Annotated in this window: 26 protein-coding genes; 16 read left to right on the forward strand and 10 right to left on the reverse strand. The window is 73.8% G+C overall.

What is annotated here, in order from left to right; all coding sequences use genetic code 11:
* Nucleotides 1-102 precede the first annotated feature (102 nt).
* From QWY29_RS18835 to QWY29_RS18850, 4 genes are all read left to right on the forward strand, one after another.
* On the forward strand, nt 103-837 hold the full coding sequence (locus QWY29_RS18835) for an SDR family oxidoreductase (protein ID WP_300962746.1): 735 nt from the start codon (nt 103-105) through the stop codon (nt 835-837).
* Entirely contained in the window at nt 830-1681 is an 852-nt protein-coding gene (locus tag QWY29_RS18840; RefSeq protein WP_300962747.1) for an NAD(P)-dependent oxidoreductase, read from the forward strand. Before QWY29_RS18835 ends, QWY29_RS18840 begins: the two co-directional genes overlap by 8 nt.
* A complete protein-coding gene (locus tag QWY29_RS18845; protein WP_300962748.1) occupies nt 1678-2112 on the forward strand; it encodes a carboxymuconolactone decarboxylase family protein in 435 nt (144 codons plus the stop codon). Before QWY29_RS18840 ends, QWY29_RS18845 begins: the two co-directional genes overlap by 4 nt.
* A 131-nt stretch (nt 2113-2243) precedes the next feature.
* A complete protein-coding gene (locus QWY29_RS18850) occupies nt 2244-2789 on the forward strand; it encodes a hypothetical protein (protein ID WP_300962749.1) in 546 nt (181 codons plus the stop codon).
* 140 nt (nt 2790-2929) lie between these two features.
* Here the strand turns inward: QWY29_RS18850 and QWY29_RS18855 are convergent, their stop codons facing one another.
* A complete protein-coding gene (locus QWY29_RS18855) occupies nt 2930-4120 on the reverse strand; it encodes an MFS transporter (protein WP_300962750.1) in 1191 nt (396 codons plus the stop codon).
* Between the two features lie 534 nt (nt 4121-4654).
* On the opposite strand from QWY29_RS18855, the gene QWY29_RS18860 reads away from it, so the two are divergent.
* Nucleotides 4655-5008 carry a GntR family transcriptional regulator gene (locus tag QWY29_RS18860; protein WP_300962751.1) on the forward strand — a complete coding sequence of 118 codons (354 nt, stop codon included), beginning with the start codon at nt 4655-4657 and terminating at the stop codon, nt 5006-5008.
* Nucleotides 5005-5466 carry a hypothetical protein gene (locus tag QWY29_RS18865; RefSeq protein WP_300962752.1) on the forward strand — a complete coding sequence of 154 codons (462 nt, stop codon included), beginning with the start codon at nt 5005-5007 and terminating at the stop codon, nt 5464-5466. Before QWY29_RS18860 ends, QWY29_RS18865 begins: the two co-directional genes overlap by 4 nt.
* Before the next feature lie 136 nt (nt 5467-5602).
* Here the strand turns inward: QWY29_RS18865 and QWY29_RS18870 are convergent, their stop codons facing one another.
* Nucleotides 5603-6022, reverse strand: a complete 420-nt coding sequence (locus QWY29_RS18870; RefSeq protein ID WP_300962753.1) for a PPOX class F420-dependent oxidoreductase — start codon at nt 6020-6022, stop codon at nt 5603-5605.
* A 631-nt stretch (nt 6023-6653) separates the two neighbouring features.
* On the opposite strand from QWY29_RS18870, the gene QWY29_RS18875 reads away from it, so the two are divergent.
* A complete protein-coding gene (locus tag QWY29_RS18875) occupies nt 6654-7658 on the forward strand; it encodes a hypothetical protein (RefSeq protein WP_300962754.1) in 1005 nt (334 codons plus the stop codon).
* Nucleotides 7659-7679: 21 nt separating this feature from the next.
* Here QWY29_RS18875 and QWY29_RS18880 read toward each other — a convergent pair whose 3' ends face one another.
* From QWY29_RS18880 to QWY29_RS18900, 5 genes are all read right to left on the reverse strand, one after another.
* Nucleotides 7680-8300, reverse strand: a complete 621-nt coding sequence (locus QWY29_RS18880) for a dihydrofolate reductase family protein (protein ID WP_300962755.1) — start codon at nt 8298-8300, stop codon at nt 7680-7682.
* 81 nt (nt 8301-8381) lie between these two features.
* Nucleotides 8382-9419 carry a phosphotransferase family protein gene (locus tag QWY29_RS18885; protein WP_300962756.1) on the reverse strand — a complete coding sequence of 346 codons (1038 nt, stop codon included), beginning with the start codon at nt 9417-9419 and terminating at the stop codon, nt 8382-8384.
* On the reverse strand, nt 9416-10510 hold the full coding sequence (locus QWY29_RS18890; RefSeq protein WP_300962757.1) for a TIGR03857 family LLM class F420-dependent oxidoreductase: 1095 nt from the start codon (nt 10508-10510) through the stop codon (nt 9416-9418). Before QWY29_RS18890 ends, QWY29_RS18885 begins: the two co-directional genes overlap by 4 nt.
* The gene (locus QWY29_RS18895) at nt 10507-11304 is read right to left on the reverse strand and encodes an SDR family NAD(P)-dependent oxidoreductase (protein WP_300962758.1); all 798 of its coding nucleotides are present in this window, start codon (nt 11302-11304) and stop codon (nt 10507-10509) included. Before QWY29_RS18895 ends, QWY29_RS18890 begins: the two co-directional genes overlap by 4 nt.
* Entirely contained in the window at nt 11301-12188 is an 888-nt protein-coding gene (locus QWY29_RS18900) for an SDR family NAD(P)-dependent oxidoreductase (RefSeq protein ID WP_300962759.1), read from the reverse strand. Before QWY29_RS18900 ends, QWY29_RS18895 begins: the two co-directional genes overlap by 4 nt.
* Nucleotides 12189-12298: 110 nt before the next feature.
* On the opposite strand from QWY29_RS18900, the gene QWY29_RS18905 reads away from it, so the two are divergent.
* A complete protein-coding gene (locus tag QWY29_RS18905) occupies nt 12299-12586 on the forward strand; it encodes a DUF1905 domain-containing protein (RefSeq protein WP_300962760.1) in 288 nt (95 codons plus the stop codon).
* Between the two features lie 158 nt (nt 12587-12744).
* Here the strand turns inward: QWY29_RS18905 and QWY29_RS18910 are convergent, their stop codons facing one another.
* Nucleotides 12745-13365 carry a TetR/AcrR family transcriptional regulator gene (locus QWY29_RS18910; protein ID WP_300962761.1) on the reverse strand — a complete coding sequence of 207 codons (621 nt, stop codon included), beginning with the start codon at nt 13363-13365 and terminating at the stop codon, nt 12745-12747.
* Between the two features lie 138 nt (nt 13366-13503).
* Between QWY29_RS18910 and QWY29_RS18915 the strand changes: the two genes are divergently transcribed.
* The 6 genes from QWY29_RS18915 to QWY29_RS18940 all read left to right on the forward strand — a co-directional run bounded on the left by QWY29_RS18915 (nt 13504) and on the right by QWY29_RS18940 (nt 21177).
* Nucleotides 13504-14883 (forward strand): cytochrome P450, encoded by a 1380-nt coding sequence (locus QWY29_RS18915; RefSeq protein WP_300962762.1) that lies wholly within the window; start codon nt 13504-13506, stop codon nt 14881-14883.
* On the forward strand, nt 14880-16481 hold the full coding sequence (locus tag QWY29_RS18920) for a succinic semialdehyde dehydrogenase (RefSeq protein ID WP_300962763.1): 1602 nt from the start codon (nt 14880-14882) through the stop codon (nt 16479-16481). Before QWY29_RS18915 ends, QWY29_RS18920 begins: the two co-directional genes overlap by 4 nt.
* 111 nt (nt 16482-16592) lie before the next feature.
* Nucleotides 16593-17201, forward strand: a complete 609-nt coding sequence (locus QWY29_RS18925; protein WP_300962764.1) for a TetR/AcrR family transcriptional regulator — start codon at nt 16593-16595, stop codon at nt 17199-17201.
* 132 nt (nt 17202-17333) lie between these two features.
* Entirely contained in the window at nt 17334-18554 is a 1221-nt protein-coding gene (locus QWY29_RS18930; protein WP_300962765.1) for an acyl-CoA dehydrogenase family protein, read from the forward strand.
* Nucleotides 18555-18568: 14 nt separating this feature from the next.
* The gene (locus QWY29_RS18935) at nt 18569-19618 is read left to right on the forward strand and encodes an acyl-CoA dehydrogenase family protein (RefSeq protein WP_300962766.1); all 1050 of its coding nucleotides are present in this window, start codon (nt 18569-18571) and stop codon (nt 19616-19618) included.
* The gene (locus QWY29_RS18940; RefSeq protein ID WP_300962767.1) at nt 19615-21177 is read left to right on the forward strand and encodes a class I adenylate-forming enzyme family protein; all 1563 of its coding nucleotides are present in this window, start codon (nt 19615-19617) and stop codon (nt 21175-21177) included. The genes QWY29_RS18935 and QWY29_RS18940 overlap by 4 nt, the downstream gene beginning before the upstream one ends.
* 175 nt (nt 21178-21352) lie before the next feature.
* Here the strand turns inward: QWY29_RS18940 and QWY29_RS18945 are convergent, their stop codons facing one another.
* Nucleotides 21353-22234 carry an acyl-CoA thioesterase gene (locus tag QWY29_RS18945; protein ID WP_300962768.1) on the reverse strand — a complete coding sequence of 294 codons (882 nt, stop codon included), beginning with the start codon at nt 22232-22234 and terminating at the stop codon, nt 21353-21355.
* Between the two features lie 135 nt (nt 22235-22369).
* Between QWY29_RS18945 and QWY29_RS18950 the strand changes: the two genes are divergently transcribed.
* Entirely contained in the window at nt 22370-23212 is an 843-nt protein-coding gene (locus tag QWY29_RS18950) for an SDR family oxidoreductase (RefSeq protein WP_300962769.1), read from the forward strand.
* A gap of 64 nt (nt 23213-23276) precedes the next feature.
* Here the strand turns inward: QWY29_RS18950 and QWY29_RS18955 are convergent, their stop codons facing one another.
* Nucleotides 23277-23717 carry a four-helix bundle copper-binding protein gene (locus QWY29_RS18955; RefSeq protein ID WP_300962770.1) on the reverse strand — a complete coding sequence of 147 codons (441 nt, stop codon included), beginning with the start codon at nt 23715-23717 and terminating at the stop codon, nt 23277-23279.
* A gap of 150 nt (nt 23718-23867) precedes the next feature.
* Between QWY29_RS18955 and QWY29_RS18960 the strand changes: the two genes are divergently transcribed.
* The gene (locus tag QWY29_RS18960; protein WP_300962771.1) at nt 23868-24476 is read left to right on the forward strand and encodes a hypothetical protein; all 609 of its coding nucleotides are present in this window, start codon (nt 23868-23870) and stop codon (nt 24474-24476) included.
* The last annotated feature ends 145 nt before the right edge of the window (nt 24477-24621 follow it).

Below are 24621 nucleotides of genomic sequence, written 5' to 3' on the forward strand. Positions count from 1 at the left end.
CGGTCACGGGCGAAGGTTGAGGAGGCTCGGCGTGCGCGGAGCGCAGCGAGGCGGACGCGAGCCGTCTCGAAACCCAGTGAGACGAAAGGTAGGGGTGACCAGATGAGCAGACTCCAGGACATGGTCGTCGTCGTGACCGGCGCGGCGCAGGGCATCGGCGAGGCGTACGCCCGGGCGCTGGCCGCTGAGGGCGCGTCGGTCGTCGTGGCCGACCTCAACGCCGAGGCCGGCGAGAAGGTCGCCGCGGACGTCGGCGGCATCTTCGTGCGCACCGACGTCTCCTCCCACGAGGACGCGACGGCGCTGGTGGCGGCGACGGTCGAGCGGTACGGCGGCATCGACGGGCTGGTCAACAACGCCGCGATCTACGGCGACATGCAGTTCGACCTGCTGATCAGTGTCGACTGGGACTACTACCGGAAGTTCATGAGCGTGAACATGGACGGCGCGCTCGTGATGACCCGCGCGGTCTACCCCGAGATGCAGAAGCGCGGCGGCGGCTCGATCGTCAACCAGAGCTCGACGGCGGCCTACCTCTACTCCGGCTTCTACGGGCTCGCCAAGGTCGGCGTCAACGGTCTGACCCAGCAGCTCGCCCACGAGCTCGGCGGCATGGGCATCCGGGTCAACGCGATCGCGCCCGGCCCGACCGACACCGAGGCCACGCGCACCCAGGCCGGCGGCGCGTCCAAGGAGCTGGTGAAGTCGCTGGCCATCAAGCGGATGGGCCAGCCCGAGGACATGGTCGGCGCCTGCGTCTTCCTGCTCTCCGACGAGGCCTCGTGGGTGACCGGTCAGATCCTGGCCGTCGACGGCGGGCAGACGTTCCGTGGCTGAGGCCGCTGCCGGGTCGGTCATCGGCTTCGTCGGCCTGGGCAACATCGGCAAGCCGATGGCGCTCCGGCTCGCGGCCGCGGAGGCCCTCGACGTCCACGTGTACGACGTCGCGCCGGGGCCGCTGGCCGAGCTCGAGGCCGCCGGGGCGAAGGTCGCGGGGTCGGTGGCCGACCTGGCCGCCGCCGTCGACGTGCTGTGCGTGATGGTCCGCGACGACGACCAGGTGCGCGCGGTGCTCGACGAGGCGCTGACCACCGCGCGCGGCGGTCTGGTGGTCGTCGTCCACTCGACGGTCGCCCCCGGCACCCCCGGTGAGCTGGCCGACCTCGCCGCGCGCTCCGGCGTACGGCTCCTCGACGCGCCGGTCAGCGGCGGCCCGATGGGCGCCGCCGACGGCACACTCGCGATCCTGGTCGGCGGGGAGGACGAGGCGTTCGCGGCGGCCCGGCCCGCGCTGGAGGCGATGGGCACCAAGGTCGTGCACACCGGACCGGTCGGATCGGGCACGCGCTTCAAGCTGGCGCGCAACCTCATGCACTTCGTGTCGTTCACCGCCGCCACCGAGGCGCAGCGGCTGGCCGAGGCCGCCGGGCTGGACCTCAAGGCGCTCGGCGACGTCGTGCGCCACACCGACGCGATCACCGGCGGGCCGGGCGCGATCATGCACCGGGAGACCGCGGCGTCGATCGCGCCGGACGACTTCTGGCACGGGGTGTTCTCCCACGTGGCGGCGCTGGGGGAGAAGGACCTCGGGTTCGCCGTCGCGCTGGCGGACGAGCTCGGTGTCGACGTACCGCTCGCGCGGCTCGCGGAGCAGCGGCTGAGGAAGGGACTGGGACTGTGAACGAGGACCGCACCGCCAAGTTCGACCACCTCCCCGAGACCCGCCGGCGCGGGCTGGAGAAGATGGAGGAGGTCTACGGCTTCGAGATGTCCGACGGCGACGGCGACTTCTTCCGCTACACCGCCGACCACCTCTTCGCCGAGATCTGGACCCGCCCCGGCCTCTCCGACCGCGACCGGCGGCTGCTGCTCATCGGCATGCTCGCCGGCCAGGGCGCCGCGGACGTGCTCGGCATCCAGGTGCCGGCCGCCCACGCCAACGGGGAGCTCGACGACGAGGCGTTGCGTGAGATCGTGGTGTTCGTGAGCCACTACGCCGGCTGGCCCAACGGGGCCCGCCTCAACTCGATCGTCGAGGACACCATCGCCAAGGCGGCCCGTCGCGCCGCGCGCGCGGCCGACCGGGCGGAGCAGCCGGGGGAGCAGTCCTGAGCGCTGCGACCGCCGTCCGCCCGCTCACCCTCGCCGACCTCGACCGGGTCGTCGCGCTCCTCGAGCGTCGCCTCACCCGCACCGCGGCCTGGGCGCCGCGGCTGTGGCGACCCGCCGAGCAGGCGCCCGCCGTGCTCCGAGCGATGGCGGAGCGGATGCTGGCCGCGCCCGACGCCGTCTGCCTCGGCACCGACGACGCGGTCCTCCTGGGCGTACGCCGCGGGGCCGGCGTGGTCGTCGACCACCTGGAGTCCGCCGGCGACGACCCCGATGCGCTCGCCCGGCTGCTGACCAGCGTGCCGGCCGACGCGGGGGAGGTGCGCGTCTTCACCCCACTCGCCGACGAGGTGCGGATCGCTGCGACCGACGCCGCCGGCCTCGCCGTCACCGGCCGTTGGTGGGTCCGCGACCTGCCCGTCACCCTCGCGGTCGCCGCCAACCTGGCCGCCCCGCGCCCGGGCTACTCCCTCGCCCCGGCCCCGCCCTTCCACGATCCCGGTGGCCCGATCGCCGTCATCGGCAAGGCCGCCTCGGCCCAGGAGCTGGTCGAGCTCGGCGTCGACGCCGCCGCCCGCGACGCCCGGGTCGCCGTCGTCATCGCCGACGCCGGCTCACCGTTGGAAGCCCTTGCCGCCGACGCGGCGTACAGGCCGGTCGCGGAGCTGCGGGCGCGCTGAAGGGCGCGTTGCCGCTCATCGATGGTGGTGGGCGCCCGTCACACTTCGCCGCGTGCCGGCGCCGTACAGACACCGATCCTCTGGGAGAAACGTGCTCGGTAGCCGCGAGTCTCGCGGATCTGCTTATCCCCGCGGCTCGATCACGCTGTCGTCAGCCGACGGGCCAGGGCCAAGGTCCACAGGCAGCCCGTCAGTGCAATTGCGGCACCCACACCGAATGCCCCATTGATGCCGAGGCTCTCCGCAACGAGACCGAGGATGATCGGACCTCCGCCGAGACCGACGTCGAGCATGGCAGAGGCCGTGCCTGAGGCTGCACCACGCTGTGACGCGGACGCGGTCGCGAAGATCGCGGTGAAGAACGCAGGGGTGCTGAAGCTGACGCCCAGTCCCATCAGAGCCGCCCCGATCAGCAGCCCCGTCGGTGTCGCGGACACAGCAGGGAGTCCCAGCCCGACGCCGATCACGAGCAGCGAGACAGCTCCGAGCGGAAGCGCCGGCAGCCGGTCCGGAACCTTCGCGAACGCGACCCGGCACACCACGACGACCAATCCGTAGACGGCCAGCGGCAGGCTCGAGCTAGCGACGCCGACGTCCCGGGCATAGAGAGCGGCGAACGCGAGGAAGCCGCCCACAGGGAGGATCGACGTGAGCAGACCCAGGGCGGCGGGAAGCGCTGGACGGTGAATCAGCGGGGCCTTCGCCTCGGGCGCCTCGCTCGGCGCGCGTGTCTCACCGATGCTCGAGACCACTGCAGCTGCGATCACCAGGAGCGCGGCGGCGCCGTACCACGCTCCGGTGAAGCCGATAGTGCTGACCAGAAGTTCGCCGAGCGGCGGTCCCAGCGTCAGCCCGAGATAGAGGCCGAGCGAGTTGTAGCTCAATGCCTCCCCCATCCGGGTCGCCGGGGCGAGGTCAGCGAGCGCGGCAAACGAGGCGACGAAGAAGGCAGCCTCGGCCGCACCGAAGAGGAGCCGGAGAGCGACGATCAGTGGCACTGTCTCCGCGAACGCGGTCAGGAACATCGCGACCGAGGCGAGCAAGGCCCCTCCCACCAGGAGCGGGCGCCGCCCTCGCGTATCGCTGAGCCTGCCCGCGAAGGGGCGTAACACAAGGGCGGTGACCGCGAACGCACCGAAGGCGAGCCCGGCGGCCGCCTCGTCGGAGCCGACGGGTCCAGTCACATAGGCAGGCAGGGCGTAGATCGCAACGCCGGTCGCACTGAAGTAGACGAGGTCTGCGAGAGACAGCCGTACAAAGGCCGCCGTGAACAGTGCGGGCCGCGACTCATCAGGTCCCGCTCCAGGACGTGTGGGCGGCGGAGCGGTCATCCGCTAAGCGTCCTCCGGCCGGCTCGCCCCCACAATGCACCGACTGACAGCCTCCGCCACGAGCCGTACTTGGCTGCACGTATTCGCTCGTGCCAACGCATCAGCGTGCCGCATTGAGTGACTCCAATCGAAGGTGCGTCACGCCGCCGCCTATCGGTGACAGCTCCATGTCCGCTCATGCCGATGAGGGTCTGCTGCACGAACGGGTGACAGCGGGGCCCCACGACCAAGTCGGACAGGTCTGCACGTCCCTGATCGACCGTGGGCGGGCCGCTGTCGTCGACGGACTACCCGAAGTGCCGACCGGGGACCCGCCGACCTGCGCAAACTCCTCGCCCGACGGACTTCTGGTAGTCGGTCGACGAACCACCAGGTCTGGCCGAAGCGGTCGGCGCACTTCGGCCAGAGTGACCGGATCTGCCGCTTTCCGCACCCGCACATGCTGAAGACGCGCAGGACCTGCCATGCCCGCGTACGGGTCAAGCGCATGCTCCGACCTAGGCAAATAGGTATGGTGCTAGTACGATCAGTATCATGAAGTGGACGATCGACCATGCTTCACCCCAGCGCCTCCAAGACCAGGTAGCCGCCTCGATCGTCCGTGGCCTGAACACAGGCGAGCTCTCCGTTGACGAACAACTGCCGCCTGCCGCTGAGCTGGCGGCAGCGCTGTCTGTGGACCGCAATACCGTCCTGGCCGGCTATCGACAGCTTCGAGACGCCGGCGTCCTGGAGTTCCGGCGTGGACGCGGCGCGCGCATCGCAGCGAAGGCCAAAGCGAACGACCTCGCCCCCGTCCGTGACGCGGTGAGAGAAACCATCGACCTGGCCAAGCGGTACGGGCTAGGAGCGTCCGACGTCATCAACCTGGTCGAGGAGCTGTCATGACTGCCACCGTGTACACCGGACGTGCGACCAACTGGCTGGGCGTCGTCGTCAGCGGCCTGCTGCTCGTTCCGCTCCTGGGACTCACCGCTACGAGCTCGGTCGACACCACCGTCGCGCTCGTCGCACTGTTGGCCCTGATCGGCCTGCTGGCAGAGGTAGCGACAGCCTCCGACGTGCGCGTCACCTGCGGACGGCAGGGCGTGAGCTTCTACTGGGGTCTTGCCGGCTGGCCTCGCGCAAGCTACCGACTCGACGACATCGCAGAAGCCACCATCGCCACCATCCCTTGGTGGGCCGTGAGCTACGGCCTGTGGTGGACACCGTGGAGAACAGTGTGCACGGTGCGCAGCGGACCCGCCCTGCGACTGCGTCTACACAGTGGCCGCACTGTGACGGTCACTGCGCCCGATCCGCACGCTGCGGTAGCCGCCCTTCGCGGGGCAAGCGCGGGCAGCTAGGTTTTCCACCACCTCGGCTGCCCATCATGTCGCTGTCGGCTCGGCCATCCGGTCGATGGCGATACGGGCGACCACGCTCGCCCGGATCTGCCGCGTCGAGGGCGTCGACGACGGGGTGGACCAGGCGGGCGCTCGCTCAGCGCAGCAGGCCGTAGGCGTGGGTGGGCGTGACCCGCACGACCACCCGCCCCTCCTGCACCATCGCGGCGCGGTAGGCCTCCCAGTCGTCGTGCTCTCCGGCCAGCGAGCGGTAGAGCTCGACCAGCTCGTCGGTGGCCGCGTCGTGCGGATCCGCCGCGACCTCGGAGAGGCTGACGTCGCCCTCGACGACCGCGTAGGACCAGAAGCTGTCGCCGTTGACGTGCACCGCCGCCCACGGCGTCCGCCGCAGGTTGGCGTACTTCGCCCGGCTGGTGGTGATCGACACCCGGATCAGGCCGTCGTCACCGACCCCGGCGAGGACGTTCGACAGCTGCGGCTTCCCGTCATGCTTCACGGTCACCAGGACGGCCTGGTGGTTGCGGCGTACGGCGGCGAGGGCGTCTGCGATCTCCATGCCGACGATCTTGCGCCACCGTCGGGAACTCGGCCACGTACCCGAGCAGGCCGCGCGTCCGCACGCGCTATGGCGGCCCTCCAGCTGTTCGAGGTATAGCCGGCGCAGCCGCCGTACTGGGACGGACGACGATCGAAGGTCGCCCTTTTCTCAGCGATTGCCATGGCGCCGGCCGCAGTGGCGCCCAGCAGGGCGATCATGAGCAGGCCCGTCGCGGCTAGGCGGAACCACGGACGTCGGGTGAGCGCAACGACGATCACCGCGGCGCCGAGTGCTGATACCGCCGTCAGGGGACCGATGCCGGCTCCGCCGACCCATACCTGCTCTGCAGCCGTCGTTCCGCCGCACACGTCGGCGTACTCGCGGAGGACGGCGTACGTCGATGCGACCCCGAGGCCGACCAACGCGGCACCGGCCGTTAGCACGCCCGCCGCCACGGGCTCCTGCTTCCTCACCCGAGTGACGCTAGGGAGGTCCCGGGCTGCGCGCCTGAGCACGAGCACTCAGCACGTTCCGGAGACCCGGCACGGGTCGTAGCCGGCGACGGCCCCGGGGGCTCCCGGCGCGCACGGTCCACCTGTGGCGGGAACCCGAGCGGGAACCGTCCGGCCGAGGCGGTCGTCCCAGCGCCATGCGCATCCGCCGGCTGCTGGTCCTGCTCGTCCTCCTGACGACGCCGGTCGCCGCCTGCGGCACGTCGCCGGAGCCGGACACCGCGGACACCCCCGGTGCCCCGGCACCCACGACCACCGCGCCCACCACGCCGCCGACCGCATCGCCGACCGATGCCAAGGACGAGGAGGCCGTCGAGGCGCTGGAGCCGGGCCCTGCAGCCGCCCCGGACGACTTCCGGTGGGGCACCCCGATCTTCCACTTCCTGGCCCAGGACGGACGCGTCGTCGACGAGGAGCCGTGGACGGCCTGCCTCGGCAACGGCTGCTGGGACGGCGCGCCCGGTCTCGGCAACGAGGTTCCGTCCGTCGGCTCGCCGGACGCGCTGTACTTCGCCCTCGACTACCCCGGGTGGCGGTTCCACTGGGTGAGCTTCAACCCCGTCGACGACGAGTGCGGTGGGCGCAGCACCACCGTGCGTGCCACGGCCGTGAGCGACCGGGTCTTCCGCGTCGACCCGGTCGGGCGGCGAGGGGAGTGGCGCATCGACGTGTTCGGGCGCGGGCCCGAGGGCGGGGACGCCGTGACGTCGGTGCGGTGGACCACGCCGACCGTCGGGTCCGTGCCCGACCCGACGGCGACCGGCTCCCTGTTCACCGACGACGACGGCGAGCGGGTGGCGCCGTACGGCGGGCCGGAGCTGCACGTCGCGGATCTCGCGCGCACGCCGGCGCGGGCGACGGGGACCTGGACGGTGACCGACGGGGCGGGGCACTCCGTGACCGTCCCGCTGGTCCGGCAGCGGTCCCGGTGCGCGCGGGAGGGCTCGCTGTCCTTCCACGGCCGGGAGCTCGCTTTGGCCGAGCTCGAGCGGCTGACGGGCAGGGCGGTGACCTACACGGTGCGGCTCACGCTCGACGGCGAGGTGCACACCGGGACCTCGCGGTGGCCGCAGGACGAGACGGCCGAGCCGCCGTACACCCGCTTCGCCTTCGACCCGCCGCTGCCCGCCTTCCGCCCCTGAGTCCGGGGAGCAGGAACCCGGTCAGCCCGCCACCACGTCGTACGTGACGTGCACGGCGGTGGTCGTGGCGACCACCCGTCGCTGGGTCAGCTCGCGCCGCGCGCCGCTGACGAACAACGGCGTACCTCCGCCGAGCACCACCGGCGACAGGTGGAGGGACAGCGAGTCGACGAGGCCCAGGGCGAGGGCCGAGCCGACGAGGGCGCCGCCACCCATCAGGACGACGTCGAGCGGCCGGCCGGCCGCTGCGGACGCCTCTTCAGCCGCTCGGCGGGCGGCGTCGACGGCGTCCGCGAGGCCGGTGGTGACGAAGGTCCAGTCGTGGTCGCGGAGCCGCACCGACGCCGGTGGCGTGCTGGTGACGACGACGAAGGCGGGGCGGGTGGCCTCGCGGGCGCCGTACCCGACGTCCTCGTCCCAGCCGCCCGGGCCGTCGACCACGTCGAAGAGGTTCCGCCCGAGCACGACCGCGCCGGACCGGGAGGTGGCCTCCTGCAGGACGCGGGCGTCGTCGGGGTCGTCGGAGAACGCCCAGGCGTGGAGGGGCTCCCCGCCCGTGCCGAGCCCGTTGTCCAGCCCAGCGTCCGGTCCGGTGACGAAGCCGTCCAGGGAGACGGAGATGTCGGCGACGATCCGTGTCATGCAGGGATGACCGGCCCGTCGGCGGGGACTCATCGGGCCGAGCAGTCGCCGCCGACGTACCCGCCGATGACCCGACCTCGCTCAGACCAGGTCGAGGGTGCCCAGGTCGCGCACGGCGGCGGCGGTGCGCTCGACCATGACGGCGAACATCCGGTCGCCGCGGTCGGTGCGGGCGCCGTACGCACAGCCGAAGACCGACACGAGGATCCCCTGGAGCATCGCGAACCGGTAGTCCTCGAAGCACTCCTCCAGCGAGTGGTCGGTGACGCCGTGCTCGACGAGGCGCGCGTGGTACGCCGCGACGATCGACCGCTCGTGCTCGCGGCGCGCGCCGGGGTCGAGGCTGGTGGCGACGAGGTAGGCCAGGTCCTTGGCGGGCAGCCCGAGGCTGAGCGTCTGCCAGTCGACCGCCTTCACGGGCACGGCGGGGTCGGGGGAGAACATCAGGTTGTCGAGGCGGTAGTCGCCATGGACGATCCCGAACCGCTCCGCCCGCGCCAGGGACCAGTCCCGGACCAGCGGCAGCGTGGCGCGCACGGTCGCCGCGGCCTCGGCCGTCATCAGCGGGCCGGTGATGTCGAGGAAGGCGCCGACCGCCGACGGGTAGACCTCCGCGAGCAGGTCCGCGCCGTCGGCGTCCTGCAGGGTGATCCAGCCGAGGTCGAGCAGGGCCGGGTCGCACCAGCGCGGCCCGTGCAGCCCGGCGAGGTTCTCGGCCGCGCCAAGCACCTGCTGCGGCGTCCCGCCGAGCAGCTGGTCGCCCTGCTCGGCAGGAGCGAGGTCCTCCAGGACGAGCGTGAAGCGCCCGTCGTCGGTGACGTCGGTGGCGAGGTGGCAGGCGGGCACGTCGACGGCGACGGTCGGCTCGAGCTCGCGGTAGAAGCGCACCTCCGAGCGGTAGGCGCCGGCCAGCATGCCGCGGGTGCCGGCGTCGGCGGTCGGCAGCTTGACCAGCACGCTCGCCGGCAGCCCCGTGCCGGTGAGCGCCACGCGCAGGCAGGAGCCGATCTGGCCGAAGCCGACCGGCGTCACGTGCACCGAGCCGGGCACGGCGCCGAGCGCCGCACCGACCCACGCGGGGGTGATCTCGTCGGCGGTGTCGATCATGGGTGCGTTCATGCCATCCATCCCGGGTTGGTGGGGAGGTCGCGGGTCACCGCGCGGACCGAGGAGTACGCCGCCAGGACGGGCGCCAGCTCGGCCGGGGTGGCCCCGTGGAGCACGACCGAGTCGGCGCCGATCGCGAGCTGCTCGACCACGCGGGCGGCGCACTGCTCCGCGGAGCCGGTGGCCGACGCGGCGAGCCACTCCGCGGGGAGCACCTCGTCCCGCAGGTAGGTCAGCTGCTCGACGGTCCCGATCGCGTCGAACGCACCGGGGTAGCCCTGCACGAGCGGGTCGGCACGGAACCGCTCGAGCACGGCCGGGTCCCAGCCGTTGGCGGCGACCAGCACGTCGCCGTACCCCTGGAGGTAGGTCGCGAGCCGGCCGACCAGCTTGCGCAGCCGTAGCTCTTCGGGCAGGGAGTCCTCGATCGTCGCGAGCACCGCCCAGACGCGCACGGAGGCGGGGTCGCGACCGGCCTGCTCGGCGGAGGTGCGGATCGTCGCGACCGAGCGGGCCAGCGCCTCATCGGTGAGGAACGTGTGCAGCACGACGCCGTCGGCGAGCCGCCCGGCGAGCGCGAGCGACCGGGGGCCGATGGCGGTCATCAGCACGGGGATGTGCTCGTCGAAGGAGGGGTCCTGGTTGAGGTAGGGGTAGGACCCGGCCGGCCCCTCGTGGCCCAGGACGGCCTCGCCGCGCCACAGCGAGCGGTAGATCCCGACGACGTCCTCGAGCTGCGCGCCGGTCACCCGGGGCAGCCCCATGACGTCGAAGAGCGCGGCGAACCCACGCCCCAGGCCGAGGGCGTAGCGGCCGCCCGAGAGCCGGTGCGCCGTCGTCGCCAGTGTCGCGGTGACCAACGGGTGGCGGGTGTTGTGGTTGGTCGCCGCGGTGGCGATGCCGATGTGCTCGGTCGCGGCCGCGACGGCGCCCGCCAGCACGCCGGCGTCCTTGAGGTTGAACCGTTCGGAGAGGAACACCGAGCCCAGGCCGAGCTCCTCGGCCAGCCGCGCCTCGGCGAGCAGGTCGCGCGGCTGGTCGGTGTGGCCGGCCAGGCCGTAGCAGGCCAGCTCGGGGAAGCGGACGCCCACCGGGGCCCTCACCCGAACGCCCGCGTCACGTGCCCGACCAGGTCGGGGTAGCGCTGCAGGTGCGCCCCGCCGTTGAGGTCCAGCACCTCGCCGGTCAGCCAGCGCGCGGTCGCGAGGTAGACGATCGCCTCGGCCACCTCCTCCGGCGTGCCCGGCCGCCCCAGCGGGGTGTTGTCGAGGTAGTCCTCGCGCACGCCCGGGATGTCCATCGCCGGCGCCGTCAGCGGCGTCACGACCAGGCCGGGGGAGACCGCATTGACCCGGACGCCCTGCGGCCCGAGCTCGAGCGCGGCGACCTGGGTGAGCATCGCCAGGCCCGCCTTGGCCGAGCAGTACGCCGCCATGCCGGTGCCCGGCTGGCGGGCGTTGAGCGAGGCGATCGAGACGATCGACCCGCCGGTGCCGGCCGCGGTCATCACCCGGGCCGCGTGCTTGATGACGAGCATCCCGCCGACCAGGTCGACGTCGACGACCCGGCGGAACTCCTGCACGTCGTGGTCGACGACCTGCATCAACGTGCTCACCCCGGCGCTGTTGACCACCACGTCGAGCCGGCCGTGCTCGGCGACGACCGTGTCGACCGCCGCCGCGACCGTCGCCTCGTCGGTCACGTCGACCACGAGGTCGGCGCCGGCCCCCTCGAGGTCGCCGGTCACCACCGTGTGGCCGGCCGCCGCCAGCGCGGTCGCGGTCGCCGCGCCCAGGCCCGAGCCGCCGCCGACGACGAGCGCGACGGGCCTCCCGGGCTGCTCGGCGTGGCCGGCGTGGTCCTCGGCGTGGTCGGCGGGGGAGGGGCTGGTGCTCATGCGGCTGCTCCTTGCTTGCGGGCGCGCCGGGCCTGGAGCCGGCGTTGCTTGGCGACGAACCGCGTCGCGGCCCGGTTGGCGAAGGCGGGGGCCGCGCGACCGACGCGCCACGCGACCCGTGCGGGACGCGGCGTGACCAGCAGCGGGCGGTCCGCGGCGACGGCGGCGAGGGCCTCGGCGGCCAGCACGTCGGGGTCCAGCGGGCGGCGTACGCCCTGGCCCTTGAGGTAGTAGTCGCGCCCGTGGAACCGGCCCAGGTGGCCCTTCTCGAGGATCGGCGTCTCGACCGCGGCCGGGCACAGCGCGGTGACGCCGACGCCCTTGGCGGCCGCCTCGGTGCGCAGCGCCAGCGACAGCCCGACGACGGCGTGCTTGGTGGTGACGTAGCTGGTGATCAACCCGGCCGCCATCAGCCCGCCCATCGAGGCGGTGTTGACGATGTGGCCGCCCCACGCGGCGCCGCCGGCGCCCTGGCGGACCATGTGCGGGTACGCCGCGGCGACCCCGTGCACGACGCCGCGGATGTTGACGTCGATGATCGCGTCCCAGTGCGCGAGCGTGAGGTCCTCGGTCTCGCCGCCGAAGGTGATGCCGGCGTTGTTGAAGAGCAGATCGATCCGGCCGGCGCGCGAGACGACCTCGTCGACGGCGGCCTGCACCGCGGCCGCGTCGGTCACGTCGAGCCGCACCGCCCGGGCCGTGCCGGTGACGCCGGCCCGCCGGACGACCTCGTCGGCCACCCGTTGCGCCGCCACCTCGTCGAGGTCGGCGACGACGACGTGCGCCCCCGCGTCGACCAGCGCCCGGACCAGGGCGGCGCCGATCCCCGACCCGCCCCCGGTCACGACTGCCTGGCTGCCGGCGAAGCGATCGTCCGGGGCCACCTGCTGTGCTCTGCGCCACACGGGGTCAACAGTGTTGACACGCGTCAGGTCTGTCAATGGCCCACGCGGGTCGGGTGCCGCTGGGGTCGGACCGGCCTAGTCTGCGTCCCGTGCAGCTGGAGGTCACCGGTCCGGTCTTCGAGTGGCGCGGCCCCGCCCCGCACCACTTCGTCGCCCTGCCCGCCGACGACGCGGCGCTCGTCCGGGAGGTCGCAGCCGCGGTCACCTACGGCTGGGGCATGGTGCCCGTCGGCGTACACATGGGTGCTGCGCGCTGGACCACCGCGCTGTGGCCCAGGGACGGCACGTACGTCGTGCCGCTCAAGCTCGCCGCCCGCCGCTCCGAGGGCGTCGTCACCGGCGACGTGGTCGACCTGGTCGTCAGCATCGACGTCTGAGCGGCGCGCGCGGGTGGATCTGTGGCGGGCGGTCGTCAGGTCCATCGGGGACCCGATGAACCTGACGGTGCCCCGATGAAATTTTGTCGGGGGACTGTGAGCTCCGGCGGGGCCCCGATGAACCTCGCAACCCGGCGCGCCGACCCCGCCGACCCGGCTCAGCCGGTCGCGTGCAGCCCGAGGAACATCGCGGTGGCGGCGTCGACGAGCTCCTCGGGGGTGGCCTCGAGCGAGCCGTCGAGCCAGGCGGAGACCAGCTCGGCCATGCCGCCGATGAACAGCAGGCCGGCGATCTCGCCCTCGCGGGGGCCCCAGCCGCCGACGCCGTAGATCTCGCGCGCCTCCTCGGCCGAGCGGTGCGCGAAGTGGCGCAGCAGCTGGGTCCGGCGGGCGCGCAGGGCGGGCATCGCGCCGGCCTCGATGATCGCGACGCGACCCTTGCGGGGGTCGTCGGTGAGGTACTCCACGAAGGCCAGCACCGAGGCGCGGGCGCGCGCGGCGGGGTCGTCCCCGGCGCCGTCGCCGGCGGCGAGGCTGACCTCCTCGATCTCGGTCGCGATGCGGTCCATGACCGCGGTCAGCGCGTCGTCGAGGGAGCGGAAGGACTCGTAGAAGTACCGCTCGGTCAGCCCGGCGGTCGCGCAGATCCGCGTCATCGTGGGCCGGGCCTCGGTGGGGTCGGCCCACACAGCGAGGGTCGCCTCGAGCAGCCGCTCGCGCCGCTCGGCGGCGCGGTCCTCGGCACTCACCCCGCGGTAGGTCCCCGACTGCACAGCCATGTCCGTCACCCTCTCACGCGCCCTGGAGGCTCCTCCCGGACCTCCGGGGAGAAGGTTGACAGGGCGTCCTGTCTGAATGATGCTGGCTCGACCGTAGCGCCCGTCCCACCCACGCCGTCCAGACCCAGGGGGCCTCCCGTGTCGCTCGACCTCGCCACTCCGTCTGCTCAGGCGGACGCCGCCGTCCGCGAGCTGCCGCCGATCCGTCCCGACGACCGCGGCAAGCCGGTGCTCGGCCGCGCGTTCGAGTACGCCAAGGACCCCTTCGCGCTCTTCCGCCGGCAGTGGGACCACTACGGCCCGGTCGCGCCGATCTCGATGCTCGGCCAGCGCTGGGTGATGCTGCTCGGTCCGGACGCCTGCGAGGAGGCGTTCCGCAACAAGGACAAGGCCTTCGCCAACGGCCCGGCCTGGACCTACCTCGTCGGCCCGTTCTTCAACCGGGGCCTGATGCTGCTCGACTTCGAGGAGCACCACATGCACCGGCGGATCATGCAGCAGGCCTTCACCCGCGACCGGCTCGAGGCGTACGCCGCGCGGATGCACGCGCCGATCGAGGCCGGCCTCGCCGACTGGGCTGCGAAGGGCCGCGACCGCGACTTCCGCGCCTACCCCTCGCTCAAGCAGCTCACCCTCGACGTCGCCGCCGACATCTTCATGGGCGGCGCGGAGGACACCACCCCCGCGCAGATGCAGCGGGTCAACGAGGCGTTCATCGACTGCGTCCAGGCGGCGGCCGCGCTGATCCGCAAGGACCTCCCCGGCACCCGCTGGGGCCGCGGCCACCGCGGCCGCGAGCTGCTCGAGGACTTCCTGCGCCACTACCTGCCCTCGCGGCGGGCGGTCGAGACCGACGACCTGTTCTCCCAGCTGTGCCACATCGAGAGCGACGAGGGCGAGCGGTTCAGCGACGACGACGTCGTCAACCACATGATCTTCCTGATGATGGCGGCCCACGACACCTCCACCATCACCCTCTCGACGATGCTGCAGATGCTCGGGCAGCACCCCGAGTGGCAGCAGCGCTGCCGCGAGGAGTCGCTCGCGCTCGGCCCGCGGCCGAGCCTCGCCGAGCTCGAGGGGCTCAGCTCGATGGACTGGGTGATGAAGGAGTGCCTGCGCCTGCGCGCACCGGTGCCGGTCGTCCTGCGCCAGGTCGTCAAGGACACCGTCGTGCAGGGCGTCCGCATCCCCGAGGGCACCTTCGTCACCGTCGCGCCGCAGTTCGCGCAGGTGATGGAGGAGCTGTGGACCAACCCGCTCGTCTTCGACCCCGAGCGGTTCTCCCCGGAGCGTCGCGAGGACAAGTCGCACCGCTACGCGTGGAACCCCTTCGGCGGCGGCGTCCACAAGTGCCTGGGCATGTACTTCGCCGGTGCCGAGGTCAAGGCCGTCCTCCACCACCTGCTGCGCGGGTGGGAGTGGAGCGTCGACCCCGGCTACGTCGCGCCGATCAACAACCACTCGCTGCCGTTCCCGAAGGACGGCCAGCCCATCGACCTCCGGAGGACCCGTTGACCGCCACGCTCGAGCCCGGCACCACCGCCATCACCTCGGCGCGTCCCGCCTGGGTCACCGACGCCAAGCTGGCGTCCTGGAACCGCTGGGTCTCCGCGCCGGTCACCGGCGGCGAGGAGCCGCTGACCGCGACCGCGCCGTACGACGCGCAGCCCACCGCGCCCGTCCCGTCCTGCAGCGCCGACGACGTCGCCGCGACCGTTGTGCGGGCCCGGGCCGCGCAGGCCTCGTGGGGCGGGCTGACCGTCGCCGCGCGCGCCGAGGTGCTGCTGCGCTTCCACGACCTGCTGCTCGAGCGGCAGGACGAGGTCATCGACCTCGTCCAGTGGGAGATGGGCAAGGCCCGCTACCACGCCTGGATGGAGATCCTCCAGGTCGCCAACCTGACGCGGCACTACGCGCGTCGCGCCGCGGCGTACCTCGCCGACCGGCCGGTCCGCGGCGCGATGCCGCTGCTCACCAAGGTCCGCGAGGTGCGCGTGCCGCGCGGGGTCGTCGGCATCGTCTCGCCGTGGAACTACCCGCTCTACCTCGGCGTCGGCGACGCCGTCCCCGCGCTGCTCGCCGGCTGCTCGGTCGTCAGCAAGGCGGACCCGCAGACGCCGTTGACGATGCTGTGGACCCGCGCCCTCATGGGCGAGGCCGGACTGCCCGCCCACGTGTGGGACGTCGTCACCGGGCCCGGCGCCGAGGTCGGCACCGCGCTGGTGGGGTCCGCCGACTACGTCTGCTTCACCGGCTCCACCGCCACCGGCCGCGTCGTCAGCGAGGCGGCCGCCCGGCGGCTCGTCGGCGCCTCGCTGGAGCTCGGTGGCAAGAACCCGCTCCTCGTCCGCGCCGACGCCGACCTCGACAAGGCCGCCGCCGGCACCGTCGACGCGGTCTTCACCAACACCGGCCAGATGTGCATCCACATCGAGCGCGTCATCGTGCACGAGAGCGTGTACGCCGCCTTCCGGGACAAGCTCGTCGCCGCCACCCGCGCGCTGGCGGTCGGCCAGTCCTTCGACTTCTCGATCCAGGTCGGCTCGCTGGCCAGCGCCGCCCAGCTCGCGAAGGTCACCGCCCACGTCGAGGACGCCGTCGCCAAGGGCGCCACCGTCCTCTGCGGCGGCCGGGCCCGGCCCGACCTCGGCCCCTACGTCTACGAGCCGACCGTGCTCGAGGGCGTCACCGGCGACATGGACCTCTGCCTCGGCGAGACCTTCGGTCCCGTCGTCGCCCTGCACCGCGTCTCGAGCGACGACGAGGCGGTCGCGCTCGCCAACCAGGGCGACTACGGGCTCTCGGCCAGCATCTTCAGCCGCGACACCCGCACCGCCCAGACCCTCGCCCGCCGTATCCGCGCCGGCTCGGTCAACATCAACGACGGCGCCGCCCTCGCCGCGGGCTCCGTCGAGGCCGGCATGGGCGGCATGGGCGACAGCGGCCTCGGGCGCCGCCACGGCGCCCAGGGCATCCAGCGGTTCACCGAGACCCAGACCATCGCCCTCTCCCGGATGGGCCCGGTCGGCCCGCCCCCGGGCATGGCGCTGGAGAAGTTCGTCAGGCTCGGCAACGCCCAGCTCAAGGTGCTGCGCAGGCTCGGCTCCCGCTGAGCCAGGCCGCCCTCGGGTGGTTGAGGGAGGGGCGCAGCGCCTGTCTCGAAACCTGCCGGGGAGCGCGCGCTGCTCGACCAGCCGGGAGCGGGCCCCCGGTAGGTTGCGGCCGTGCCCACCTCCTCGCGCCCGGCGCGGCGCACCCAGGCCGAGCGCCGCGCGAGCACCCGGGGAGCGCTCCTGGACGCGACGATCGACGTCCTGGTGGACCGCGGCTACGCCCGGCTCACCGCGACGACGGTGTGCGAGCGGGCGGGGGTGACGCGGGGGGCGCAGGCGCACTACTTCGCGACCAAGGCCGACCTGGTCGTCCAGGCGCTCGCGCACCTGACCGACCGGCTCGTCGACGACCTCGTGGGGCGGCCGCTCGACGTGGCCGCCGGCCCGGCGGGGCAGTACGCCGTGCTGCTGGACCGCCTGTGGGAGATCTTCAGCGGGCCGGTGTCGTCCGCGCAGCTGGAGCTCTTCGTCGCCGCGCGCACCGACGAGGACCTCCACCGCCACCTCGTCGAGTTCGACGCGGCCGTCCAGCGGACGCTCGCGACCGCCGCGGCCCGGGTCGCCCCGGAGCTGGTCGGCCGCGCGGACTTCAAGCCGCTGATGGTGACCGCGATCGCGACGATCCGCGGCCTGCGCATGCTGCGCGCGGTGGCCAGCGAGGCGCAGGTGCAGCGGTCGTGGCCGCCGGCGCGCGACCAGCTGCTCGCCGGCCTCGGCTGAGCGCTCGGGCGACGCACGAGAAAGCGCGCTGGAGCACTTACCTGCAAGTCCGCAGGTAAGTTACAGTCCGGTTCCCGGACGTGGCGTGGGTCACACGCGCCGCGTCGCACGCGAACCGAGAGGACCTGCGTCGTGGACTTCGACGACACCCCGGACGAGGCGGCCTGGCGCGCGAAGGTGCGCGCGTTCATCGAGGAGCACCGTGAGGAGCTCGGCCGCCGCGGCGACGAGCAGCGCTTCGACGACCAGGTGGCGCGGGCGCGCCAGGCGCTGCTGTACGACGGCGGCCTGGTCGGGGTCACCTGGCCGGTCGAGGCGGGCGGCCAGGGCGGCACGCCGATGCAGCAGGCGATCGTCGACCAGGAGCTCGCACGCGCCGAGGTGCCGGGGCTGATCAACCTCATCGGCATCGGCATGTGCGGCCCGACGGTCATCCACCACGGCAGCCCCGAGCAGCACCGGCGCTACCTCCAGCGGCTGCTGCGCGCCGACGACGTCTGGTGCCAGCTCTTCAGCGAGCCGGCCTCCGGCAGCGACCTCGCCGCCCTACGGACCAAGGCGGTGCGCACCGAGGACGGCAGCTGGCGGATCAGCGGCCAGAAGGTCTGGACGACGCTGGCCCACCTCGCCGACCACGGCATCGTGCTCACCCGCACCGACCCCGACGTCGCCAAGCACCGCGGGCTCACGATGTTCGTCATCGACATGAAGGCCCCGGGGGTCACCGTCCGACCGCTGCGGCAGATGAGCGGCGGTGCGGACTTCAACGAGGTCTTCTTCGACGACGTGGTCGTCCCCGACGAGGAGCGGCTCGGTGACGTCGGCGACGGCTGGCGGGTCGCGCTGACCACCCTGATGAGCGAGCGGCTCTCGCTCGGCGGCGGCGGCACCGAGATCGGCGTCGGCTCGGCCGCGATCGCCGAGCACGTCGCCCGCCACGTCGGCGACCTCCCCGCCGACCGGCAGGCGCTCGTGCGCCAGGACCTCGGTCGGGCGTACGTCGACAGCCTCGGCACCCGCTACACCGGCTACCGCCAGCTGTCCGCGATCAGCCGCGGCGACCTGCCCGGCCCGGAGGCCTCGGCCGGCAAGCTCGCCGGCACGAAGTCGGCCCGGGACCTCGCCGACCTCGCCGTGCGCGTCCTCGGCGACGACGCGGCGTACGCCGTCGGGGCCGATGGCTCGAGCACCTGGCAGGACCTCCAGGCCGTGCTCCCGGGCATGGCCATCGCGGGTGGCACCGACCAGGTGCTCCGCAACGTCATCGGCGAGCGGGTCCTGGGCCTGCCGCCGGAGCCCCGCGCCGACAAGGGCGTCACCTTCCGCGAGAGCCTCGCCGCCGCGGGCGCCTGAGACAGGAGAACGACATGAACTTCGACCTCGACGACGAGCAGCGCGACCTCGCCGCGGCTGCCCGCGACTTCCTGGCCGGCTCGGCCTCGCCGGCCGTCGCCCGCACCGCCCTGGACGCCGACGACCCGGCCGCGGCCGAGCTCGCACCGGGCCGTGACGCGCTGGTCGCCAGCGGCTTCGCCACCATCACCGTGCCCGAGTCCGCCGGCGGCGGGGGCGGGTCGCTCCTCGACCTGGCCGTGGTCGCCGAGCAGGCCGGGCGGGTGCTCGCCGGTCCGTCGCTGATCACCTTCGCCCGGGCCGCGGTCCTCCTGGCCGACGACGAGGAGCGGCTCGCCCGCCTCGTCGACGGCAGCCTGCGGGTCGCGGTCGTCGACGGCACCGGGCCGGTGCTCGACGCCGCCTCGGCCGACACCTTCCTCGCGCTGCGCGGCGACGACCTGGTCTGCGGGCCCGGCGCCGTCGACGTGCGCGCTCCCATCGACCCCACCCGCGGCCTGGGCCAGGTCGTGCTCGGCGACGTCGAGGTGCTCGCCACCGACGCCCGGCTCCGCTGGGAGCACGCCGAGCGGGTCGGCCGCGTCGTGCTGGCCGCCGAGGACCTCGGCGCCGCCGGCCGTGCGGTCGAGATCGGCGTCGCCTACGCCCGGGAGCGGCACGCGTTCGGGCGCGCGATCGGCTCCTACCAGGCCGTCAAGCACGCGTTGGTCGACGCCTACGTGCAGGTCGAGCAGCTGCGGTCGCTGGTCTGGTGGGCCGCCTGGGCCGCCGACCAGGCCGTCGACGAGCTCCCGATGGCCGCGGCCGCCGCGAAGGCCGCCGCCGCCACGACGCTCACCACCGCCGCGGAGACGCTCATCCAGGTCCACGGCGGCATCGGCTTCACGTGGGAGCACGACGCGCACCTGTACTGGCGCCGCGCCAAGGTCGACCGGTTCCTGCTCGGCGACGACGTGGCGGCGTACGACGAGGTCGCGCGGCTGGCGATCGCCGCGGCGCTCGCCACCGGCGGGCCGAGCCCCGAGGCGGGCGCCCGGGCCGAGGCCGCGGTGGCCGCCCGATGAGCGCGCCGACGCTCGACCCGCAGGCCACGGGCGCGACCACCCAGCCGGGGGAGCACAACCTCGCCGTCCTGGCCGAGCGCGCCTTCGAGCGGCACGGCGACTACGAGGCGCTGTGCTTCGAGGGGCAGTGGCACACCTCGGGCAGCATCCACGAGCGCGCCGCCCGCGTGGCCGGCGGGCTGCGGCGGATCGGCGTCGAGGTCGGCGACCGCGTCGTGGTGCTGATGATGAACACCCCGGAGGTCTTCGTCACCTACCGCGCCGTCTGGCGGGCCGGCGCCGTCGTGACGCCGGTGCTGTTCCTGCAGAGCCCGCCCGAACTGCGCCACATCCTCACCGACTCCGGCGCCCGCGCGGTCGTGGTCACCCCCGAGCTGCTGCCGCTGCTGCAGTCGGCCGCCGAGGGGCTCGACCTCGAGGTGCTGGTCGTGGGGGAGGAGGACGAGCCGACGCCCGGCACCCGTCCGTACGCCGAGCTGGAGACGGCCGACCCGCTCCCCATCGAGCCGCGGGCCGACGACGACCTCGCCGCCCTGCTCTACACCGGTGGCACCACCGGCCGGGCCAAGGGCGTCATGCTCAGCCACCGCGGCCTGTGGGAGAGCGGCGCCGGCATCGACGCGGTCGCCCGCACGATGGACTCCACCCGCTCGCTGCTCCCGCTGCCGCTCTCGCACGCCTACGGGCTGATCGTCGTGGTCGGCGGGATGCACGCCGACCGGCGGGGGGTCTCGGTGCTCCAGCGCTGGTTCGACGCGAAGGGCTGGCTGGAGCTGGTCCAGGAGCACCGGCTCGAGTCGAGCCCGGTCGTGCCGTCGATGCTGACCATGCTGCTGGCCGAGCCGCTGGACGACTACGACCTGTCCTGCCTACAGTCGTTCGGCTCCGGTGGCGCCCCGCTGCCCGCCGCCCTGCGCGAGGAGGTCGAGGGCCGGCTCGGCGTGGTCATCCTCGAGGGCTACGGCTGCACCGAGTCCAGCGCGGTGATCTCCGCCTCCACGATGGACGCCCGCCGGCCCGGCAGCGTCGGCCGGCCGCTGCCGCACGCCGAGGTCGCGATCCTCGACCCGACCGGGCAGCCGGTGCCGGTCGGCGAGGACGGCGAGATCTGCGTGCGCGGCCCCGGGGTCATGCTCGGCTACTGGAACGAGCCGGAGCTCACCGCGCAGACCGTCGTCGACGGCTGGCTGCACACCGGCGACATCGGCCACCTCGACGACGACGGCTACCTCTACGTCGTCGACCGGGTCAAGGACCTCATCATCCGCGGCGGCTTCAACGTCTTCCCGCGCGACGTCGAGGACGCGCTGCTCACCCACCCCGAGGTCACCTCGGCCGCGTGCGTGGGCCGGCCGGACCCGGCCAGCGGCGAGGAGGTCGTCGCCGTGGTGTCCGTCCAGCCCGGCTCGACCCTGTCCGGCGAGGACCTCGTGACGTACGCCAAGGGGCGCCTCGCGGCGTACAAGTACCCCCGCGAGGTCGTCGTCGTCGACGCCGTCCCCCTCACCAGCGTCGGCAAGACCGACCGCAAGGCGGTGCGTGCGCTCGTCCGGGGGTAGGTGATCCGCTCGTCGGCGGTCGTCGGGTACCCCTGGGGGGTGTGCATCCCAGGTTAACTTGGGATCCTCACGCTTCGCGGCCACTGCATCGGCCGCGGAGCGGGAGAGATGGCCGCGAAGTAACTCGCCCCGAGCCGCCCGGACCCGCTGCAGAGCCACGCGGCGGCCCGACAGGTCAGGGTTCGCGCAGCAGGCCCTCCTGGGCGACCTCGGCGACGAGGCGCCCGGAGGTGTCCCAGATCCGGCCGCGGGCCATCGCCCGGCCGTCGCCGGCCCAGGGAGAGTCGACCTCGTGCAGCCACCACTCGTCGGCGCGCAGCGGGGCGTGGAACCACACGGCGTGGTCGAGCGTGGTCGGCACCAGGTCGCCGGCGAGCATCGAGAGCGCGTGCGGCCGGGTGGTCGCGTCGAGGACCATCAGGTCGGTCGCGTAGGTCAGCAGCGCGCGGTGCAGCACCGGGTCGTCGGGCAGCGGCCGCGCGGCGTCGGCGCGGAACCACAGCAGCGACCGGTCGGCGACCTCGCCGCGGTCGCGCGCCACCCGCGAGGGGGTGCCGACGCTGCGCTGGTCGAAGGCGCTCGGGACCGTGCCCGGCCCGACCGTCCCCGGCAGCGGGGCCAGCACCTCCCAGTCGGGGCGCAGCGACCCAGGCGGCGGGGCGGCCGGCGCGGGCGTGGCGTGCGCGATGCCGGGGGTGGGGCTCGTGAAGGAGCAGGTCAGCTCCATCACCACGCGGCCCGCCTGCTCGGCGACGACCCGTCGGTGGCTGAAGGCCCGGCCGTTCCGCGTGCGCTCGACCCGCAGGGTGAGCGGGACGTCGGGGTCGCCCGCGCGCAGGAAGTAGGCGTGCAGCGAGTGCATGGCCCGACTCTCGACGACGGTCCCGGCGGCGGCGACCGTCGCCTGGGCCAGGACCAGCCCACCGAACACGTGGCGCGTGGCCACGGCCAGCCGCGAGTGCCGGGCGGTCCAGACGTCCGGCCCGGCCGGCGCGAGGGTCAGCAGGTCGACGAGCTCGTCGAGCGTGGTCGCCGGGACGGTGTCGCTGCTGGTCATGGGCTCGCTTCCGCGGGTGGGGGAGGGGTACGCCGCGGCTCACCGTAGTGCCCGTCGTCACTCCAGGCCGTTGACAGGACCGCTGTCACTGTCCAGACTGACAGGATCCCCTGTCAGAATCGAGAGGAACGCTCCATGACCCGTGAGATCTCCGGCCTGTCCGTCATCGTCACCGGCGGTGCCCGCGGCATCGGCAAGGCGACGGTCGAGCGCTTCGCCCGCCAGGGCGCCACCGTCGCCATCGGCGACCGCGACGTCGACCTGGCCGAGCTGGTCGCCGCGCCCTACGGCGACCGTGTGAAGGCCGCCGCCCTCGACGTCACCGACCCCGAGTCGTGGCGCACGTTCCTCGACGAGGTCGCCCCGCTCGGCCCCTTCGACGTCCTCGTCAACAACGCCGGCATCATGCCGCTGGGCTCGGTGCTCAAGGAGCCGGACGGCGTCGCGAAGGCGATCGTCGACGTCAACCTGCACGGGGTCATCTTCGGCACCAAGGCCGTCGCCCCCGGGATGGTCGAGCGCGGCCGCGGCCACATCGTCAACGTCGCCTCGGCGGTGGGCCGGCTCGCGGTGGCCGACGGCGCGACGTACTCCGCGTCGAAGTTCGCCGCCGTCGGCTTCAGCGAGGCCATCCGCTCCGAGCTGCGCCCCCACGGCATCGACGTGACCGTCGTGCTGCCGACCGTCGTGCAGACCGAGCTCGCCGCCGGCGTGCCGGCCGCGAAGGGCGTCAAGCCGGTCACGGCCGACGACGTCGCGAAGGTCATCGAGCAGGCGGTCCGCTCGCCGAAGGCCGAGATGTGGGTGCCGCGCTGGTCGCAGGGGCTGGTGAAGGTGACCTCCCTGCTGCCGCGCAAGGTGCAGGACGCGATGGCCCGGCTGACCCAGGCCGACTCGGTGCTGGCGCAGGCCGACCCGGCCGCCCGTGCGGCGTACGAGGAGCGCGCCCGCCGCTCCGCCGGCGAGACCCAGGTCTGAGGGCTCGACCCCTCCGCACGACACCCGGCCGGCCGGACCCCGTCAGGGGGTCCGGCCGGCCGTGTCATGCGAGCGCGGCGAGCAGGTCGCGGCAGGCGCGCTCGCACCTGCGGCACACCTCGGCGCAGGCCCGGCAGTGCTCGTGCATGCCGGCGTGCCGCTCGCACTCGGTCGCGCACGCCCCGCACGCCGCGATGCACGCCTCGACCAATGAGCGCACCAGGCCCGGGTCGGTCGGCCGGCGCACCAGCACGGCAGCGGTCGTCGCGCACACGTCGGCGCAGGTCAGGTCGGTGCGGATGCAGGCGACGAGGTCGGCGACCATCTCCTCGTCCAGGCAGGCGTCCGCGCACGCCCGGCACGCGGCCACGCACTCGCCGAGCAGCTCGACCGCGGTCGCCAGGGCCGGCAGGTCCACGTCGTGCTCGCCGGGGTGGTCGCGCAGGACGGTCGTGAGGTCTCCGCCGTGGCCGGCGTCGGACGGGGCGTCGGGTGCTGTCGTCATGCCCGCCGAGTAGCCCTCGGCGCACCGGTCCATACCGCTGCGCCACAGCCGCCGGGGCCGTTACCGTGGTAGGGCTCGGTCGTTGTCGGCTTCGGGCATGGGGGCCAGGCAGCACGACACTTGGGAGGGCCGGTGGGCTTCAGCGCACCGTTGAGCAAGCCGCAGCGCGACCTGCGGATCGGGTACGGCGCCCTCGGCGTCGGCGCCGCGGCGTTCGTGCTCATGACCGTGACCACGCTCTACGTCACCGACACCGACATCCCCGGGCTGCCCGTCGCCCAGCCGCCGAGCGCCCCGGCCGCGCAGCAGGTCGCCGAGGCGGCCGTGCTCGTCCGCGTCTCCGCGCCGGCGTCCGCCGGCGACGGCGCCGGTCCTGCCGGCGGTGCGTCCGTCCTTGGCGGCGCGACCCCGGCTCCGGGCACGATCCCTGGCGGTACGCCGCCGGGCGGATCGCCCGGGACCCCCTCCGGCCCCGGCGACCCCGGCCCGGCCGGTCCCGACCCGGCCGATCCCGGTCCGGGCGACCCCGGCCCGACCGCCCCCGACCCCGGCCCGGACGGACCGGGCGAGCCCGCGCGCCCGGGACCGGTCTCCACGCTGGTCGACCCCGTCGTGTCCGGCGCCGTGGGTGCCGTCGACGGGCTGACCGGCGGAGCGCTCGCGCCCGTCACCGGCGCCGTCCAGGGCACCACCGACGGCCTCACCGACACCCTCGACGGGCTCCTCGGCGGCACGCTGCTCGGCGCCCGCCGCCCCTGACCCACCCGCCCGCCGGCCGCAACACCGGCCGGCGGACGGGACCGCTCAGCGCTTGACGGCCTTGAGCTTGACCTTGAACTTCTTGCCCTGGTCGAGCGACGTGCCGCGGCAGGAGAGGTTCGTGCCGCGGTTGCAGCGGTAGCGG

It is taken from the genome of Nocardioides abyssi (genome assembly GCF_030412915.1).
In the GTDB taxonomy this organism is placed as follows: domain Bacteria; phylum Actinomycetota; class Actinomycetes; order Propionibacteriales; family Nocardioidaceae; genus Nocardioides; species Nocardioides abyssi.

Coding starts and splice junctions, on each gene's coding strand:
- QWY29_RS18835 (WP_300962746.1), top strand. CDS start 103: ATGAGCAGACTCCAGGACATGGTCGTCGTCGTGACCGGCGCGGCGCAG.
- QWY29_RS18855 (WP_300962750.1), bottom strand. CDS start 4,120: ATGACCGCTCCGCCGCCCACACGTCCTGGAGCGGGACCTGATGAGTCG.
- QWY29_RS18860 (WP_300962751.1), top strand. CDS start 4,655: ATGAAGTGGACGATCGACCATGCTTCACCCCAGCGCCTCCAAGACCAG.
- QWY29_RS18865 (WP_300962752.1), top strand. CDS start 5,005: ATGACTGCCACCGTGTACACCGGACGTGCGACCAACTGGCTGGGCGTC.
- QWY29_RS18870 (WP_300962753.1), bottom strand. CDS start 6,022: ATGGAGATCGCAGACGCCCTCGCCGCCGTACGCCGCAACCACCAGGCC.
- QWY29_RS18875 (WP_300962754.1), top strand. CDS start 6,654: ATGCGCATCCGCCGGCTGCTGGTCCTGCTCGTCCTCCTGACGACGCCG.
- QWY29_RS18880 (WP_300962755.1), bottom strand. CDS start 8,300: ATGACACGGATCGTCGCCGACATCTCCGTCTCCCTGGACGGCTTCGTC.
- QWY29_RS18885 (WP_300962756.1), bottom strand. CDS start 9,419: ATGAACGCACCCATGATCGACACCGCCGACGAGATCACCCCCGCGTGG.
- QWY29_RS18895 (WP_300962758.1), bottom strand. CDS start 11,304: ATGAGCACCAGCCCCTCCCCCGCCGACCACGCCGAGGACCACGCCGGC.
- QWY29_RS18910 (WP_300962761.1), bottom strand. CDS start 13,365: ATGGCTGTGCAGTCGGGGACCTACCGCGGGGTGAGTGCCGAGGACCGC.
- QWY29_RS18935 (WP_300962766.1), top strand. CDS start 18,569: ATGAACTTCGACCTCGACGACGAGCAGCGCGACCTCGCCGCGGCTGCC.
- QWY29_RS18940 (WP_300962767.1), top strand. CDS start 19,615: ATGAGCGCGCCGACGCTCGACCCGCAGGCCACGGGCGCGACCACCCAG.
- QWY29_RS18945 (WP_300962768.1), bottom strand. CDS start 22,234: ATGACCAGCAGCGACACCGTCCCGGCGACCACGCTCGACGAGCTCGTC.
- QWY29_RS18950 (WP_300962769.1), top strand. CDS start 22,370: ATGACCCGTGAGATCTCCGGCCTGTCCGTCATCGTCACCGGCGGTGCC.
- QWY29_RS18955 (WP_300962770.1), bottom strand. CDS start 23,717: ATGACGACAGCACCCGACGCCCCGTCCGACGCCGGCCACGGCGGAGAC.